Annotated in this window: 18 protein-coding genes; 16 read left to right on the top strand and 2 right to left on the bottom strand. The window is 33.6% G+C overall.

Features of this window, described 5'->3' with window-relative positions:
• The first annotated feature begins 93 nt into the window (after nucleotides 1-93).
• The 4 genes from BJL90_RS16175 (at nucleotide 94) to BJL90_RS16160 (ending at nucleotide 3,386) form a co-directional block, all read left to right on the top strand.
• Nucleotides 94-798, top strand: coding sequence for a pseudouridine synthase (locus BJL90_RS16175; protein WP_070970350.1), 705 nt, complete (start codon nucleotides 94-96; stop codon nucleotides 796-798).
• A 50-nt stretch (nucleotides 799-848) separates the two neighbouring features.
• Nucleotides 849-1,316: a GNAT family N-acetyltransferase gene (locus BJL90_RS16170; protein WP_070970347.1), complete on the top strand. Its 468-nt coding sequence runs from the start codon at nucleotides 849-851 to the stop codon at nucleotides 1,314-1,316.
• Nucleotides 1,317-1,324: 8 nt separating this feature from the next.
• On the top strand, nucleotides 1,325-1,903 hold the full coding sequence (gene mnmM / locus BJL90_RS16165) for a tRNA 5-(aminomethyl)-2-thiouridylate-methyltransferase MnmM (RefSeq protein ID WP_070970343.1): 579 nt from the start codon (nucleotides 1,325-1,327) through the stop codon (nucleotides 1,901-1,903).
• Nucleotides 1,904-1,985: 82 nt separating this feature from the next.
• Nucleotides 1,986-3,386, top strand: coding sequence for an oxaloacetate decarboxylase subunit alpha (locus BJL90_RS16160; protein WP_070970339.1), 1,401 nt, complete (start codon nucleotides 1,986-1,988; stop codon nucleotides 3,384-3,386).
• 40 nt (nucleotides 3,387-3,426) lie between these two features.
• Here the strand turns inward: BJL90_RS16160 and BJL90_RS16155 are convergent, their stop codons facing one another.
• Entirely contained in the window at nucleotides 3,427-4,068 is a 642-nt protein-coding gene (locus tag BJL90_RS16155; RefSeq protein ID WP_070970335.1) for a hypothetical protein, read from the bottom strand.
• A gap of 113 nt (nucleotides 4,069-4,181) precedes the next feature.
• Between BJL90_RS16155 and surE the strand changes: the two genes are divergently transcribed.
• The 12 genes from surE (at nucleotide 4,182) to BJL90_RS16095 (ending at nucleotide 15,589) form a co-directional block, all read left to right on the top strand.
• Nucleotides 4,182-4,946, top strand: coding sequence for a 5'/3'-nucleotidase SurE (surE, locus tag BJL90_RS16150; protein WP_070970332.1), 765 nt, complete (start codon nucleotides 4,182-4,184; stop codon nucleotides 4,944-4,946).
• A 694-nt stretch (nucleotides 4,947-5,640) separates the two neighbouring features.
• A complete protein-coding gene (locus tag BJL90_RS16145) occupies nucleotides 5,641-6,510 on the top strand; it encodes a MurR/RpiR family transcriptional regulator (protein WP_472234751.1) in 870 nt (289 codons plus the stop codon).
• 213 nt (nucleotides 6,511-6,723) lie between these two features.
• Nucleotides 6,724-7,368, top strand: coding sequence for a histidine phosphatase family protein (locus BJL90_RS16140; RefSeq protein ID WP_081562049.1), 645 nt, complete (start codon nucleotides 6,724-6,726; stop codon nucleotides 7,366-7,368).
• On the top strand, nucleotides 7,349-7,789 hold the full coding sequence (locus BJL90_RS16135; RefSeq protein WP_070970325.1) for a hypothetical protein: 441 nt from the start codon (nucleotides 7,349-7,351) through the stop codon (nucleotides 7,787-7,789). Before BJL90_RS16140 ends, BJL90_RS16135 begins: the two co-directional genes overlap by 20 nt.
• 122 nt (nucleotides 7,790-7,911) lie before the next feature.
• Nucleotides 7,912-8,574 carry a (d)CMP kinase gene (cmk, locus tag BJL90_RS16130; protein WP_070970321.1) on the top strand — a complete coding sequence of 221 codons (663 nt, stop codon included), beginning with the start codon at nucleotides 7,912-7,914 and terminating at the stop codon, nucleotides 8,572-8,574.
• Between the two features lie 76 nt (nucleotides 8,575-8,650).
• Nucleotides 8,651-9,493 carry a 4-hydroxy-3-methylbut-2-enyl diphosphate reductase gene (locus BJL90_RS16125; RefSeq protein WP_070970318.1) on the top strand — a complete coding sequence of 281 codons (843 nt, stop codon included), beginning with the start codon at nucleotides 8,651-8,653 and terminating at the stop codon, nucleotides 9,491-9,493.
• A 22-nt stretch (nucleotides 9,494-9,515) separates the two neighbouring features.
• The gene (rpsA, locus tag BJL90_RS16120) at nucleotides 9,516-10,682 is read left to right on the top strand and encodes a 30S ribosomal protein S1 (RefSeq protein WP_070970315.1); all 1,167 of its coding nucleotides are present in this window, start codon (nucleotides 9,516-9,518) and stop codon (nucleotides 10,680-10,682) included.
• Nucleotides 10,683-10,977: 295 nt separating this feature from the next.
• Nucleotides 10,978-11,751 (top strand): CheR family methyltransferase, encoded by a 774-nt coding sequence (locus BJL90_RS16115; protein ID WP_070970312.1) that lies wholly within the window; start codon nucleotides 10,978-10,980, stop codon nucleotides 11,749-11,751.
• A gap of 24 nt (nucleotides 11,752-11,775) precedes the next feature.
• Complete coding sequence (locus tag BJL90_RS16110; protein ID WP_070970309.1) at nucleotides 11,776-12,828, top strand: M42 family metallopeptidase; 1,053 nt, start codon at nucleotides 11,776-11,778, stop codon at nucleotides 12,826-12,828.
• Nucleotides 12,819-13,841 carry a M42 family metallopeptidase gene (locus BJL90_RS16105; protein ID WP_070970306.1) on the top strand — a complete coding sequence of 341 codons (1,023 nt, stop codon included), beginning with the start codon at nucleotides 12,819-12,821 and terminating at the stop codon, nucleotides 13,839-13,841. The genes BJL90_RS16110 and BJL90_RS16105 overlap by 10 nt, the downstream gene beginning before the upstream one ends.
• On the top strand, nucleotides 13,841-14,836 hold the full coding sequence (locus BJL90_RS16100; RefSeq protein WP_472234747.1) for a M42 family metallopeptidase: 996 nt from the start codon (nucleotides 13,841-13,843) through the stop codon (nucleotides 14,834-14,836). Before BJL90_RS16105 ends, BJL90_RS16100 begins: the two co-directional genes overlap by 1 nt.
• 153 nt (nucleotides 14,837-14,989) lie before the next feature.
• The gene (locus BJL90_RS16095; protein WP_070970302.1) at nucleotides 14,990-15,589 is read left to right on the top strand and encodes a MerR family transcriptional regulator; all 600 of its coding nucleotides are present in this window, start codon (nucleotides 14,990-14,992) and stop codon (nucleotides 15,587-15,589) included.
• 200 nt (nucleotides 15,590-15,789) lie between these two features.
• On the opposite strand, the gene BJL90_RS16090 is transcribed toward BJL90_RS16095, so the two are convergent.
• Complete coding sequence (locus tag BJL90_RS16090; RefSeq protein ID WP_070970300.1) at nucleotides 15,790-16,986, bottom strand: pyridoxal phosphate-dependent aminotransferase; 1,197 nt, start codon at nucleotides 16,984-16,986, stop codon at nucleotides 15,790-15,792.
• Nucleotides 16,987-17,037 lie beyond the last annotated feature (51 nt).

Below are 17,037 nucleotides of genomic sequence, written 5' to 3'. Positions count from 1 at the left end.
GTTATATTCTAATGCTTAAGAAGAATAATAAGTTAAAAAGAGGGAATGGATATATACAATTAAACACTCGAATAAGCAGAAGGAGTGAAGTAAATGCGATTACAAAAATTTTTAGCATCTTCTGGCATAGCTTCAAGAAGAAAAAGCGAAGACCTTATAAAAGAAGGTATTGTAAAGGTAAATGGAAAAATTATCACTGAGATGGGTTATAAGATAGATCCTGAAAAAGATCAAATCACTGTAAGAGATAAAAAAGTAAACATAAAAGAAGCGTATGTATATGTTTTGTTGAATAAACCTACAGGCTATATCACTACCGCCTCAGACCAGTTCAATAGAAAAAAGGTAATAGACCTGGTGAACCTGCCTTATCGGCTTTTTCCTGTAGGAAGATTAGATTATAATACATCAGGATTATTATTATTGACCAATGATGGAGAGTTAACTTTTAAGTTAACGCATCCTAAGTTTAAGGTAGAAAAAACTTATATTGCAAGGGTAGAAGGAAAACCCTCCCAGGAGGAACAAAGGGCTTTTGAAAGGGGTTTACGAATAGAGGATTATGTAACCAGCCCAGCCAAGCTTAAGATAATAAAAGAAGAACATCAAAATAGTATTTTAGAAATTAAAATTAGGGAAGGAAAAAATAGACAGGTGCGAAAAATGTGTGCAGCTATTGGTCATCCTGTGGTTAGTCTAAAGAGAATCGCTGTAGGTAAGATAAAATTAGGAAAGCTACCTTCTGGTGAGTGGAGATATTTAACTACTGAAGAGTTGCAATATCTAAAAAACATATAAATGTCTCAATTTATGCAAGAAAAATAAAATAGGTCAGAGGAGTGAAAAAGATGATTACCATTAGAAAAGCAACAAAAGAAGATATCTTAGTATTATCGAATACCTACAAAGGACAATTTGTTTTCGAGGATATACCTAATGTTGAAGAATATATCATTGCTTTAGATGGAAATGTTCCTTTAGGTTTTTCTAAAATAAAGTTTTATGATAAAGACTTAGTAGAAATAGCAGCAATTTATATAAACCCAGAGGAAAGGGGTCAACGACTAGGAGATGGTATTTTTAGAGCTGCTTTGAACTATGCTGAAAAGCAAGGCTATCTCTGGGGTGTGATACAGGATGCTAAAAAGCAAGGTTTGTTTAACTTTTTAAGGAAAGAAGGGCTACGCTTATTAAGTGAAACTGATGTTCCTAAAAATCTTCAAACGTATTTGTGGAAGTATGATTTAGAGAGCAGTTTTTTCTGTGATATTCCTTTATTTTTTAAACAAGGTTGTGAAAATAAAAAAATTATTTGAGGTGAAAAATGAGTAATAAAGGAATGTTGAAAGCAACCAGTTTTGTACAGGATTTAATAAAGCATAAGATGCATAGAGGTGGTACTGTCATAGACGCCACAATGGGCAATGGCTATGATACAGTTTTTTTATATAATCTAGTTGGAGATTGTGGAAAAGTTTATGCTTTTGATATTCAAGAGGCAGCATTAGAAAATACGAGGCAAGCCTTGAAGAAAGAAAACATTTCAATAGATCATAAGAATATTCAATTGATACACGATGGCCATGAAAATATAGAGAAATATGTAAAAGAACCTATTGATGGAGCAATGTTTAACTTAGGTTATTTACCCTGTAGCGATAAAAATATTGTTACCAAGCCCCAGACTACGCTACAAGCGGTGAATGCGGTTTTAAATTTATTAAAGAGGGGAGGCATTTTGTCGATTGTTCTATACTATGGGCATGCAGGCGGTATAGAGGAAAAAAATACAATCCTTGAATATATGAAGCAATTGGAGGCTAAAAAATACCTAGTAATGGAATGTAGTTATATCAACCAAGAAAACGATCCTCCTATTATTTTGCTGGTAGAAAAAAAGTAGGGTTGAAAAGAATACAATAAGAAATTACGGAGAGAAATTGCACAAGCCGAGTAATTAATTTAGATTGGGAGGAGTATAGAAGATGAAACCAAAGCTAAAAATTACGGAAACTGTCTTTAGAGATGCACATCAATCACTTTTAGCTACAAGAATGAAAACAAAGGATATGTTACCTATTGCAGAGAAAATGGACGAAGTGGGTTATCATTCTTTAGAAATGTGGGGAGGAGCAACTTTTGATGCATGCTTAAGATTTCTAAATGAAGATCCTTGGGAAAGACTTAGAAGTATAAGAAAAAAAGTAAAAAAGACAAAACTACAAATGCTGTTGAGGGGACAAAATCTTTTAGGCTATAAACATTATGCTGATGATGTGGTTAGTGAATTTGTTAAAAAAGCAATTTATAATGGTATAGACATTGTCCGAATGTTTGATGCACTCAATGACATAAGAAACCTAGAAACTACTTTAAAGATAACGAAACAAGAAGGAGGACATGCTCAGTGTGCAATCTCCTATACCATTAGTCCTGTTCATAATCTACCTTATTATGTGCAAAAAGCTAAAGAGATGGAAGGTATGGGGGCGGACTCGATTTGTATTAAGGATATGTCGGGTATATTAACGCCTTATGCAGCTTATGACCTAGTGAAACAATTAAAACAGGCAGTAAATATTCCTATACAATTACATACCCATTATACCAGTGGTATCGCTTCTATGACTTACATGAAGGCAATTGAAGCTGGCATAGATGTTGTGGACACAGCTATTTCTCCATTGGCTTTGGGAACTTCACAACCACCTACGGAACCTATAGTAGCTGCCTTAAAGGATACCCCTTATGATACTGGCATAAAGCTAGAATTACTAAGTGAAATAGCTGATTATTTTAGACCCTTAAGGGATAAATACTTAAGTGAGGGACTTATTGATCCTAAGGTATTAGGAGTAGATGCTAATACCTTGACTTACCAAGTTCCTGGGGGAATGTTATCTAACCTTATTTCTCAATTAAAGCAACAAAATAAGCTGGATAAATTTGAAGAAGTTTTAGCAGAAGTTCCAAAAGTAAGGGAGGATTTAGGGTATCCACCTTTAGTTACCCCTATGAGCCAGATGGTAGGAACCCAGGCGCTGTTCAATGTCATCATAGGTGAGCGCTATAAAATGGTACCAAAAGAAATCAAGGATTATGTTGCAGGACTTTATGGGCAAGCCACTACTCCTATTGAGGATGAAGTAAAACAAAAGATTATAGGTGATAAAGAAGTAATGACACAAAGACCAGCTGACATTATTCCACCACAATTACCTTCTTTAAAACAAGAGATGAAGGAATATCTAGAACAGGAAGAAGATGTTCTTTCCTATGCATTATTCCCACAGGTGGCTATGAATTTTTTTAAAGAAAGATGGGCTGAAAAATATAAAATAGAGTCTACTTTATATAATGAAGTAGAAAAAAACCATCCTGTATAAATTGTAAGAGATATGGCTCCTAAAAACTACTAGGAGCCTTCTAAATGCACGCATTATGAATAAATACTTTGTTTAATTTGTTGCTATAATAGCTAATCACAGTTGCAGTAGTATTTTTAGGAATGATTTCATAGCATTTTAAACAAATTAAATTTTTGCTTTTAATAGATTCTTGACTGTATTCCGTTGAGAGGTTTCCGAATTTTTTCCAGCTTTTCCAGCCGGTTTTGCAGAGCAAACTACGATTGTCGTAGTCTGCATAAACCCATTTCAATATTCTATGAAAATGAAAAGGATATTTCGTATAGCTAATAAACTTTTGAGGTAATCCTAATTCTATGGCATATTCCTCAAAAGCTGTTTCAATTTTACTTTGAAGAGGCTCTTGAATTTTTGTTCTAGTGAAACGATAGCCCTTTTCATTGAGCCATACATCTAATAGATCAAACATGTAGCCACGACATATTTCAATATCTTCTTCTTTTGTTACTTGGAGTTTTTGAAATATTTTTTCTACAATTGTAACAACATAATTGATATAAGATTTACGATCAAAGTTTTTGCCTCGATAATAATCTAGAGGAATAACAGAATATTGAAACTCACCGGTTTCTGTTCTTAATACACCTATAATGGTACCGCCTAATAGGCTACCGCTACCTGCGTCATCTATTTGAATCAAAATATCACCTCAAATATAAATTTCTGACGAATGAACTATGTCAAGTTACTATAGTATTTGTAATAGATGCAGGATATATAATTAAATTATTTTTATATTAGAGGAGGAAGTTTATGAGAATTTTAATTAGCAATGATGATGGTATCTTTGCAGAAGGAATATATATATTAGCAAAGGCTTTGCAAAGTGTGGGAGAAGTTATTGTTGCAGCCCCTCATACAGAGAGAAGTGCAACAGGGCATGCAATTACCATTCATCATCCCTTAAGAGTAGACAAAATTAAATTTTTTGATACCTCTATCGAAGCCTATTCCATTAATGGTACACCGGCAGACTGTGTAAAGCTGGCGATAGAGGCATTATTAAAAGACAGAAAGCCAGATATTGTTATCTCTGGCATTAACAATGGTCCTAATTTGGGAACTGATGTTATTTACTCTGGTACTGTATCAGCAGCAGTTGAGGCTGCTATCATGGATATTACCTCCATAGCGGTGTCTATGGGTAGTACAGAAATCACACAATATGAAGATGCAGCACAATTTGTTTGTAAAATAGCAGAAAAAATATTTTATCATCAGGATCTAAAAGATACGATTGTAAATATTAACTATCCTACATGTTCCAAAGAGGAAATCAAGGGTGTGAAGGTAACCACCCTGGGCGTTAGAAAGTATGAAAATTCATTTGTTGAAAGAAAAGATCCTAGAGGTAATTCTTATTTTTGGATTTCTGGTACGGTTATGGACTTACAACAAAATCAAAACAGCGATATCATCGCTTTACAAAATAATTACATATCTATTACACCCATACACTTTGATCTAACACATTTTAAAACCTTTGAAAAAATAAAAGAGTGGGATTTTCAAGGATAGCCTTATTATGTAGATGATTTTCTTTTGTTCTAAAAGACTAAAAAAATGAAACGAATATTGCAAAAATAACAAAATTTCTTTGATTGTGAAGTTTAAATTGCAAGTTTGAAGGAAATTTGTTATGCTTTTATTGAGAGGTAATCGTATGCAAATCATGGAGGGAGCTGCATAGCGTGTCTAGTCAAACCCTTAACAAAAAACTAAGGATTATAAGGAGCTGGTGCTACCTGTATTGCTAGAGGAACTGTTTATCATGTTGTGCAATGAACAGGATTTATAGAAAGTCTACTGAAGAGTGAACTCGTCCGAACATCGGGGAATCAGGTGGAGAGTCTACTACACCTAATTGAGAATCCCACCTACGCTAACGCTTAGAGGTGGGGTCTTATACCCTAAAAGCAAAATCATGATAAAAGAGGGAAACTTTTTAAGAAGAGTGTTTAAGAGTATCACTGCACCGGAATATAAAGAGGAATATTTAAAAGCTACTGATAAAATTAATAGTATCAACAAATAATTATAAGTATACCTTATGTTGAAAAAGGAGATGCGATGAAAACTCAACAGGGGGTGAGGTATTGCTTCTGAAAAAAATAAGTTTACATTAAGAGAGGGTTAGCGGTTAACAAAAGAAAGTAAGATGATACAAAGGAATCAATGAAATAGAAAAAATAATAATAGGATGATGAGGTCAATGATGATAGAAGAAAAAAAAGACTTAATACATGAAATTCAAAAAAACTTTACCAAACTAAGTAAAGGACAGAAACTAATTGCCCAATATATCATAGACAATTATGATAAAGCTGCTTTTATGACTGCATCGAAGTTAGCTAAAACAGTGAATGTCAGTGAATCAACTGTAGTTAGATTTGCAAATGCATTGGGATTTGATGGTTATCCTCAACTACAGAAAGGATTACAGAATATTATTAAGATCAAACTTACCACTGTACAAAGGGTAGAGATGGCTAGAGATTATTCAGATGAAGAAGTCATCTTAAAAAAGATGTTCAAATCTGATATAGATAATATCCGTGCCACCCAGGAAAATATGGACTATGAAGTGTTTCAAGCAGTTGTAGGTAAAATATTATCTGCTGAAAATATTTATATTATTGGCTTAAGAAGTTCTACTGCCTTGGCACAATATTTAGGTTTTTATTTGAATTTAGTATTAGATAATGTAAAGGTGGTAGGCTATGGGATTAGCGATATCTTTGAACAGATGCTTAGGGTGTCTGAGAAAGACTTAGTCATCGGCATCAGTTTTCCTAGGTATTCAAATAGAACCGTAGAAGTCCTTAAATATGCTGAAGAACAAAATGCAACCATTGTTTCTATTACCGATAGTTTGATGTCCCCAATTTATGGGTTATCTGACTACTGTTTAACAGCGAAAAACAATATGGCTTCCTTCGTTGATTCATTGGTAGCGCCTTTAAGTTTAATCAATGCACTCATCATAGCTGTTGGTATGCGTGAAAAAGAAGAGATCACAAGGTACTTTAACAAGCTAGAAGGTTTATGGGATAAGTATCATGTTTATGATAGAGAAAAATAAAAATAATATGATTATACCATTAGAACACCTTTTAAGGTGTTCTAATTTTTTCTCTAACAAATCATATGCTTACACACTTTTGGGCATTTTAGCAATACACCGATAAATAAATTTTGTTTCTATTTATTTATCAGGATTAGGCGAAATACTGTAATAATTTATTTCATTTTTGAGCATAAATAAAATGAAAACAAAACTGTTGGAGCGAAGATGATGAAAAAACTGTATGTTGTTAGGCATGGAGAAACCCATTGGAATCTACAGGGAAGAACCCAAGGAGTACAAGACTCTGAATTGACAGAACTGGGCTTTACACAAGCACATTTATTAGCAAATAGATTATTAAAAGAAAATATTGAGATAATCTATACCAGCTATTTAGCTAGAGCAAAATCTACAGCGATGGCGATAAAAAACAAATTGCAAGTGCCTTGTTATTATGAAGAAAGTTTAAATGAAATGAATTTTGGAAGGTGGGAAGGACTTACCCATAAAGAAATTTCTCAATGCTATCCTAAGGAGCTAAAACAATGGAGGGATGCTCCCCATGAAGCATTTATACCCGAGGGTGAAAACTTGTGGTTTGCTCAAAAAAGAATTGTAGCGTTTACAGAAAATCTCTTGAAAAGCACAGAAAAAAATAAAATACTTATCATTAGTCACAGTACGATCATTAAGTTATTATTATTGCATATTTTAGATATGGATTTAAGTAATTATTATAGACTAAAGCAAGATAATTGTAGCATTAATATCATAGGTTATAAGAACTATGGTCCAGTTTTATTAAAGTATAATGATACCTGTCATATAAATATTGAGGGTCATGGTGATAAGAATGAAAATCGAAAAAATTGATTTTATAGAAAAGTTTTTATTATATAGCACAGTAATCTTAATTTTGATGATGGTAAGTTTTAACTATCTGACAAACTATAATCGATACTATAGTGTATATTATGCTCAAGAAGAAGAAAAATATAATTTTTTTTTATCACCTAAGCAGGAGGGGTTTGTTGTCATTGGATTAGTAGGGCAACAAACCTATCATGATTTAGAAGTGTTAGTCAACGGGGAAGTGCATAAAACCTTTGGAGAAGATACTGCAGTGACCATTGCAGTAAGGGATAGAGATTTAGTACAAGTAAATGCTACAATGTATGCCGAAAAAATTACCTTAAGAATCCTTGAAGTTTCTTCTAACATTAAAAATAGTATTCCTTATAAAGAAATTACAGTAAACAAAAATATAGAAATTTTGTCTCTTATTCAAATTTAAGAATACTTGAGTAATTGTTAAAATTAATGTATAATTTTAATAGTGTATATCATCATTAGACAGGTTAGACTTATAAGTAACCACCTTTTGGTGGTTATAACACTTTCATAGGAGGAATATACTTGGGTAATTTACAGATAGCTATTGATGGTCCAGCTGGAGCAGGGAAAAGCACCATTGCTAAAAAACTCGCTGAAGGGCTAAACATAACTTATATTGATACAGGCGCCATGTATAGAGCTTTAACTTATAAAGTTTTAAAGGAAAACATAGAAATAAACTGTAAAGAGAAAATCATTCAATTAGCAGAAACTACAAATATTACCATCGTTCATGGAGATGTATATATAGATAATCAGCTTGTTAAAGATGAGATTAGAAGCCAAGAGGTAACTAAATATGTTTCACATATTGCACAGATTGCAGAGGTAAGAAAAATTCTCGTTGGTTTTCAAAAAAAAATTGCTGAGCAGCATAGTGTTGTCATGGACGGAAGAGATATCGGTACATATGTATTACCAAATGCTGATATAAAAATATTTTTAACCGCTTCCATTGAAGAAAGGGCGCATAGAAGATACACTGAACTACTGCACAAACAACAACAAGTAAGTTTTGCTGATGTTATTGACTCTATTAAGGAGAGAGATAAGATTGATACAGAAAGAGAATTTGCACCTCTAGTAAAAGCGGCAGACGCTGTTGTGGTAGATACCACTGGACTGGATATAGAAGCTGTTGTAGAAAAAATACAACAAATCATAGCTAAAAAACTGCAAAACTAAAAAAACTCTAGAGCATACATAAAGGAAAAGTATTAAAAATGAAAGTTATCCAGTTGATCTAAATGGGAGGTAAAATATGAAAGTAATTCTAGCTGACTATTCAGGGTTTTGCTTTGGGGTTGAAAAAGCAATAGTTACTACTTTTGAAGAGTTAGATAAAGAAGATAAAAACCAAAAAATTTTTTCTCTGGGGCCATTAATACATAATGTACAAGTTGTAAAGGAGTTGGAGGCAAGAGGTGTTGATGTAATTGAGGATATTGAATTGGTATCAGAAGGCTCTGTTATTGTCAGATCCCATGGTGTTCCTAAAAAGATATATGAAGCTGCTGACAGAAAGGCCTTAACCCTTATAGATGCTACCTGCCCTTTCGTAAAAAGAATACAAACTATTGTAGAGGATCACTATAAAGAAGGCTATACAATTGTGATTATTGGAAATCCTCAGCATCCAGAAGTAGTAGGAATTAATGGATGGTGTGATAATAAGGCTTTAATTATCCAAGAAGAAGAAGAAGTAAAAAAACTTCCAAATATTGAAAAATTATGTATCGTAGTACAGACCACAATGTCAATCAGTCAATTTGAAAAAATTGCTGCTGCATTAGAAAAAAAGGCAAAAGAGGTCGTTAAGTTTAATACAATTTGTTCAGCCACCAAGCAGAGACAAAAATCAGCAAAGGATTTAGCCCAAAAAGTCGATGCAATGATTGTTATAGGGGGATACCATAGCTCTAATACCCAAAAGTTGGTTTCTATCTGTAATGACATTAGACCTACGGCTACTTTTCATGTAGAAACCGCAAAGGATTTACCGGTAGAAGAATTAAAGCAATATGATCTTGTAGGTGTTACTGCTGGAGCATCGACGCCTAAGTGGATTATTACCGAAATTATACAAAAACTAAGAAATATATAATGAATCTAAGGAGGCAAATGTAATGAGTAATGAAATGGAAAACTTTATGGAAGAAATAGAAAAGTCTATGGTGAGACTACATAGAGGTGATATAGTAACTGGGAAGGTGATTCATGTTACTGAAGATGAAATTACTGTGAATGTAGGGTATAAATCAGATGGTATTATACCAAGAAATGAAATATCTAATGATACTTCAGTGAGCCCATATGATGTAGCTAAGATTGGTGAGGAAATAAAAGTGTATGTTGTAAAAGTAGATGATGGCGATGGAAACGTATTATTATCTAAAAAGAAAGTAGATGCTGAAAAAGGCTGGGAAGACTTAGAAAAAATTAAAGAATCACAATCTTTGGTGGAAGCAAAGGTAATAGAGGCTGTTAGAGGTGGTGTCATAGCCATATGCCGAGGCATTAGATGTTTTATTCCAGCTAGCCAATTATCTGATAAATATGTAGAAGATTTAAAATCATTTATAGGTAAAAATTTTAATACAAAAATTATCGAATTGGACCGTAGAAAAAACAAAGTGGTATTATCTAGAAAAGTTGTTTTAAAGGAAGAATTTAAAGAAAAGAAAAATCAAGTTTTTAGCAACCTTCAAAAAGGTGATAAAATAAAGGGAGAAGTAAAGCAAATAACAGATTTTGGTGTGTTTGTAGATATAGGTGGTATCGATGGTTTAGTACATATATCAGAGATATCTTGGGGCAGAGTAAAGCATCCTTCAGATGTTTTGAAAGTAGGACAAGAGGTTGAGGTTGAAGTTTTAGACTTTGACAAAGAAGTGGGTAAGGTTTCCTTAAGCATAAAAAATACACAGCCTCAACCATGGCAGCATGTAGAGGAAAACTATAAAGTGGGAGATATTGTTGAAGGTAAAGTTGTAAAAATGGTGGAATTTGGTGCTTTTGTTGAATTGGAGCCTGGTTTGGATGGACTGGTTCATATTTCTCAAATTAGTGAAAAACACATAGCAAAAGCAAGCGATGTTTTAGCCATGAATGAAGTTGTTAAGGTGAAAATATTAGACATCAATAAAGAAGAAAAGCGTATTAGCTTAAGTATAACTGCTGCAGAGGAAAATAAAGAAGAGACTGCCAATGAATATATTAGCGAAGATAACGCTATTACGATTGGTGATGTGGTAGACACCTTAGATGCTTCAAATGAAAATAAAGAGTCCTAGACTCTTTATTTTTTAATCTAAGTTATCCTTCGGTGTATTGCTAAGACATCCACTTCTAGCTGAACAAACTAAGTGACTAACACCAGATCAAAGATTTAGGTCACTTACTTATGCAAGTGGGAGGTCAAGCATTACATCCTTGAAATAAATTCGTCTATAATTCAGGGGGAGTAAAAACTCTCCCTAAATTAAGTCTCATTTTATTTCCAATAATTGATAATGAAACTAGTCTATGGTAAAAATATAGGGTTGATTTTTAGCAGTTAAGAATATGATAACAAGGGGAGGAAAATAGATGGAGGGCTATAATATCTTCAAAGAAAAGATTTATAAAAAAGTCGGTATCAATTTGTCTTGTTATAAAGAGAGACAGATGAAAAGAAGGATAGAGTCTCTTATTAACCGCAATAATTTTACTTCTTACGATAAGTACTTTGAAGCTCTGAACACCAATACCAAACTACTGGAGGAATTTATCAATTATTTAACCATAAATGTATCAGAATTTTATAGAAATCCACAACAATGGGAAACCCTAGAAAAAGAAATTCTACCAAATTTATTTAAAACAAAAAACAAATTAAAAATGTGGAGTGCTGCCTGCTCTACTGGAGAAGAGCCCTACTCCTTAGCTATGCTTTTGACAAAATTTTTACCCTTAAAGGATATTCGTATAATCGCTACAGATATTGATGAAGGGGCTTTGAGTAAAGCAAACATAGGAATCTATTCAAAGAAAAGTTTAGAAAACCTTCCTAAAGAATTTATTGATAAATACTTTGATAAAGTTGCAGAAAGCTACAAGATATCAGAAAATATAAAAAATACCGTTACTTTTAATAAACATAATCTTTTAGAAAGTCCTTATCCAGATAATTGTGATTTAATTATATGTAGAAATGTAATGATTTATTTTACAGAGGAAACAAAAAATGAAATGTATCATAAATTTTACGATTCGTTAAATAATAATGGTGTACTGTTTGTTGGAAGTACCGAGCAAATTATTTTACCACATCGATATAAACTTACTCCTTTGAGAACTTTTTTTTACTCAAAAACCCCTTAAATTAGAGAGAGAGGATGTCTATAGATGGAATTAAAGGAATTCGTACAAAAACTTTCCGAAACTGCTGGTGTTTCAGGGTATGAGATGGAAACTGCGGAAGTGGTGAAAAAGTATTTTGATTCTTTTACGGATGAAATACATATGGATGAATTTGGAAACTTATTATGCTTAAAAAAAGGAACAGGTAATGGTAATAAAAAAATTATGTTGGCGGCGCATATGGATGAAATAGGTTTGATGGTAAAAGAAATTGATGACAAGGGATTTATTAAATTTACAAATATCGGTGGCATCGATCAAAGAACCCTATTATGTCAAGAGGTGATCATTCACGGTAAAGAAAAGGTCTATGGGGTGATTGGCGTAAAGCCTCCTCATTTAACAACAGAGCAGGAGAGAAGCAAAGCTTATAAAATGGAGGACTTGGTAATCGATGTAGGTTTGTCAAAAGAAAAAGTAGATGAGTTGATAAGGGTAGGTGATATCATTACCTTTAAAAGAAGTCTCACCTTTCTATTAAATGATTGGGTAGCAGGAAAATCATTAGATGATCGAGCAGGGGTAGCAGCTTTATATATATGTTTAAAGGAGCTGCAGAGTTTAAAACATGATATAGATGTTTACTGTGTAGCTACTGTACAAGAAGAGGTAGGGACTAGAGGGGCTATCGTTTCTACTTATGAAATTAACCCAGATCTTGGTATAGCTATTGATGTAGGTTTTGGAAAAACACCAGAATTAAATAAATTTGATACAATAGAAATGGCGAAGGGCCCTGGTATTGCAATGGGACCTAATATTCATCCTAAAGTATTTAAAAAATTAAAAGAAGTTGCAAAAGACAACTATATAGATTATCAAATAGAAGTTGAACCTGGGGTCACTGGCACAGATGCCAGATCTATACAGATATCCAGGGAAGGCATTGCCACTGGTCTTTTATCCATCCCCTTAAGATATATGCACACTTCTGTTGAAACCATCAGCCTATCGGATATTGAAAAGACAGGAAAGCTATTGGCGAAGCTTATTGTTTCTTTAAATGAGGTAGATATGGAGGAATGGTTATGCTATTAAAAAAATTAACAAGTGCCTTGGGTGGATCTGGCAATGAAGGAGAAGTTCGTAGTATTGTACTGGAAGAAGTAAAGGATGTTGTCGATACAGTAAAAGTCGATAGAATGGGCAATGTGATTGTAGAAAAAAAGGCCCCTAATTCCCCGTATAATATTGTGGTTACAGCACATATGGATGAAGTAGGGCTGATGGTAAAGGGAATAGAGGATAGCGGCTTGATTCGATTTGCTCCAGTAGGAGGAATAGATAGCAGGATTTTGGTATCTAAAGTAGTCTTAATCGGAGAAAGAAATATTCCTGGGGTGATTGGAGCAAAGGCCATTCATATGCAAAAACCGGAAGAACGACAGAAGGCATTGAAAATTGATGATTTATATATTGATATTGGTGCAAAAAGTAAAGATGAAACAGAAAAACATGTTTCAATTGGTGACTATATTCACTTTCATAGTGAATATATGGAGTTTGGAGAAAATAGAGTAAAAGCAAAGGCATTGGATAATAGAGTAGGCTGTTATGTTTTGATAGATCTATTAAAAAAACAACTACCTGTCAATATCATAGGGGTTTTTACTGTACAAGAGGAAATAGGATTAAGAGGAGCTGAAGTTGCAGCGAATCAAGTTGATGCGAATCTAGTGGTGGTATTAGAGGGAACCACATGTTCTGATGTTGCAGAGATAGAACCCCATTTACAAGTGACGGAACTGGATCAAGGGCCAGCTATTTCTATTATGGATCAATCCTCTATTTACAATAAAAAATATATAGATACAATCATTGATACTGCTAGAAAATATAATATACCATGGCAATATCGCAAGGCAGCTTTTGGAGGTAATGACGCAGGAAGATTCCACTTAGCAAAGGGTGGTACCCCTTGTGTGTCCATCGCTGTACCTTGTAGATATATTCATTCACCTATATCTGTTTTAAGTAAGAAGGATTTAGAGTATACAAAAGATCTGGTTGCCAAATATATTGAAGAGATTAGCAAAGGAGGTATCATTTAGTGATAAATACAGCATTATTAAAGGAAATGTTAGAAATCTACTCTCCAGCAGGTAATGAGGAGAGAATATGTACTTTCATAAAGGGGCAAATAAAAGATTATGTAGATGAAATAAGAGTAGATGTGTTGGGGAATTTAATCGTTAGAAAAAAAGGTAATGGTAAAAAAATTATGCTGGCGGGTCACATGGATCAAATTGGCCTGATGGTTACTTATATTGATGACAAAGGATTTTTAAGATTTACAAATGTTGGCGGTATTTCTCCAACCATCAGTCTGTCCCAAAGAGTAATTTTTCAAAATGGAACAATAGGGGTAATTGGTAGTGAGAAAATTGATGATCTAAAGGACTTTAAACTAGAAAAACTGTTTATTGATATTGGTGCTTCCAGTAAAGAAGAAGCTGAAACCAAAGTTTCCATAGGCGACATGGCTGTATATTACACAGCAGCACTTTATGATGATAAAAAAGTAATGTCTCAAGCTGTTGACGATAGAATTGGCTGTTTTGTGATGATAGAGGCGTTAAAAAAGCTGTCTACTACTGAAAATGATCTATATTTCGTATTTACGGTGCAGGAGGAAGTAGGCACAAGAGGCGCTAGAACAGCAGCTTATGATATAGCACCAGATATGGCTATAGCCTTTGATGTCACTGCGACTGGAGATACCCCTAAAGCAAAATCTATGGCAGTAGAACTAGGCAAAGGACCAGCCATTAAGGTAAAGGATAACTCTATTTTATGTCATCCAAAGGTGAAAGATTATATGGTGAAACAGGCAGAAAAAAACAATATTCCTTATCAATTAGAAATATTAGAATTTGGTGGTACTGACTCTGGAGCAATTCACTTAACCAGGAGTGGTGTACCCTCCGGTGTATTGTCTATTCCCTGTAGATACCTTCATAGTAATTGTGAAATGGTCTTCTTATCAGATGTAAAAGAAGCGATTGAACTGACAGTGCATATACTTAAAAATCCTATCGAAATATAATAGTAAATAGAAAAAGACATGAGTTCCATGTCTTTTTTTGTCTGCATTTTTATTTTTTTAGAGCAGATTGGCCGAATTTGTATGACGAAACTTTGAATTTTTAAAAGGAAATTTCCTTGTGGATATGGAAGAACTCTATCAGGAGGTGGAAATGTGGAGGTTATAAATGAAGTATATTCTATAAAAGAAATTTCAGATATCATTGGTTTTAAGCCCCATGTTATAAGATACTATGAAAAGGAATTCGAACTGGAAATTCCAAGAGATGAGGGGAATAGAAGGTATTTTACCTATAAGGAGCTAGAGGAGCTTCGCAACATTAAAATACTACAGGATAAAGGGTTAACAAATAAGCAAATTAAACAGCTGTTAAAATCTCCTGAAATCATTATGAATGGTGGAGATAATGTTTTACAGGAAATCGCTGTATCTAACAACGATTATCTTCAATATGCTATTGAAAGCAACGGAGCTTTGATACAGGAGGAATTTCAAAATCTACTAAATCAAACCTTGTTATCTATTCAACAGTTAGACTATAGAAAAGAAATTGAAGCCTTATCAGAAAAAATTGATGAATTAAAAAATGAAATGGTAAATCAGGAGAAGGATATTTTAATTTGCGAAAATGCAAAGCTAAAAATGCAAATAAAGGAAAAGTCCTATGAATTAGCAGAGTTGAAAGACAGAATAAAAAGAGAAGAACACAAGAAAAAATCTATTTTAAAAAAAATATTTGGCGGCAAAAATTAAAGCTTGGAATTCATCCAAGCTTTAATTTTTTTGCTACCAAAGTTCCATCTACTTTCCCATGTTTTATAGATGTGCGCTTCTAAAATTAAATTTTAATATACACGGTCTACGGTTTCTCCCCAAAACCGTGGGCTGCAAATGTAGCCCTTAGTATATTAAAATTTAGGGGCGCACATTTATAGTTTTCTAAAAGCAATTGGTTAGATTGTTTTATTTGGATAGTTTTGCAATGCTAATTTAAGTACATTCATAGCCTTTTTAAGATCATTTTCATTTAATATATAGGCGATTCTAACTTCATCTTTACCTAAGCCTGGAGTAGCATAAAAACCTTCAGCAGGTGCCAACATAACTGTGCTGCCCTCTACGTGGAAATCCTTCAGCATCCAAACGACAAACTTTTCTGCATCGTCTACCGGTAACTTTGCAGCAACATAAAAAGCTCCCGTTGGCTTTTTGCATAATACACCTGGCATATTATTTAGTGCATCATATACGATATCTCTACGTTTTTGGTATTCTTTATTAACGATCTGAAAATATTCTTCAGAAGTTTTGTATAATTCTACAGAACCTATCTGTTCTAAAATAGGAACACATAATCTTCCTTGACAGAGTTTTAAAACCTGTGCAATTAATTCTTTGTTTTTGCTGGCAATGGAACCAATCCGGGCACCGCAAGCACTATATCTTTTTGATACGCTATCAACAATAATTACTCTATCTTGAATCATTGGTATGTTACCAAAACTTGTATACCCTAAACCATCATAAACAAACTCTCTATATACTTCATCGGCAATAATAAATAAATTGTATTCTTTTGCCAAGGCTGCTAACATTTCTATCTCTTCTTTTGTATAAACAACGCCAGTAGGATTACCAGGGTTAGATAGCATAATACCCTTGGTTCTTGGATTGATTAAATCTTCAATACTTTTCTTCGATGGTAAGTGAAAACCATCCTCTGCTTTACAGGTAATAGGAGAAACTTTAACGTCTACAGCAGAACTGAATCCATTGTAATTAGTGTAAAAAGGCTCAGGGACCAGTATTTCATCTCCAGCATCTGCTATAGCAATGATAGCGAATAAAAGAGCTTCAGAACCTCCATTGGTAATAAGAATCTCATCTTCTTCATAATGCATGTCGTATTTTTTATAATAGTGAATAATTGCTCGAATTAATTCAGGTATTCCTTGGGAGAAGGAATAGGCTAATACTTTCCCCTCAAAGTTGCGAATTGATTCCATAAAAGATGAGGGGGTTTCAATATCAGGCTGGCCAATGTTTAAATGGTAAACATATTTTCCTTTGGCTTTGGCAGCTTCAGCATAAGGCACAAGTTTTCTTATTGGAGATTCTTGCATAGCTGTAATACGCTTTGATAAATTCATATATATACCTCCTATATATTTAATTTATTCTTACAATTATATAATAACACA

The organism is Clostridium formicaceticum (genome assembly GCF_001854185.1).
In the GTDB taxonomy this organism is placed as follows: domain Bacteria; phylum Bacillota; class Clostridia; order Peptostreptococcales; family Natronincolaceae; genus Andreesenella; species Andreesenella formicacetica.
The sequence above is the reverse complement of the archived record's forward strand: the minus strand, read 5'-3'. Positions and strand labels throughout refer to the sequence as shown.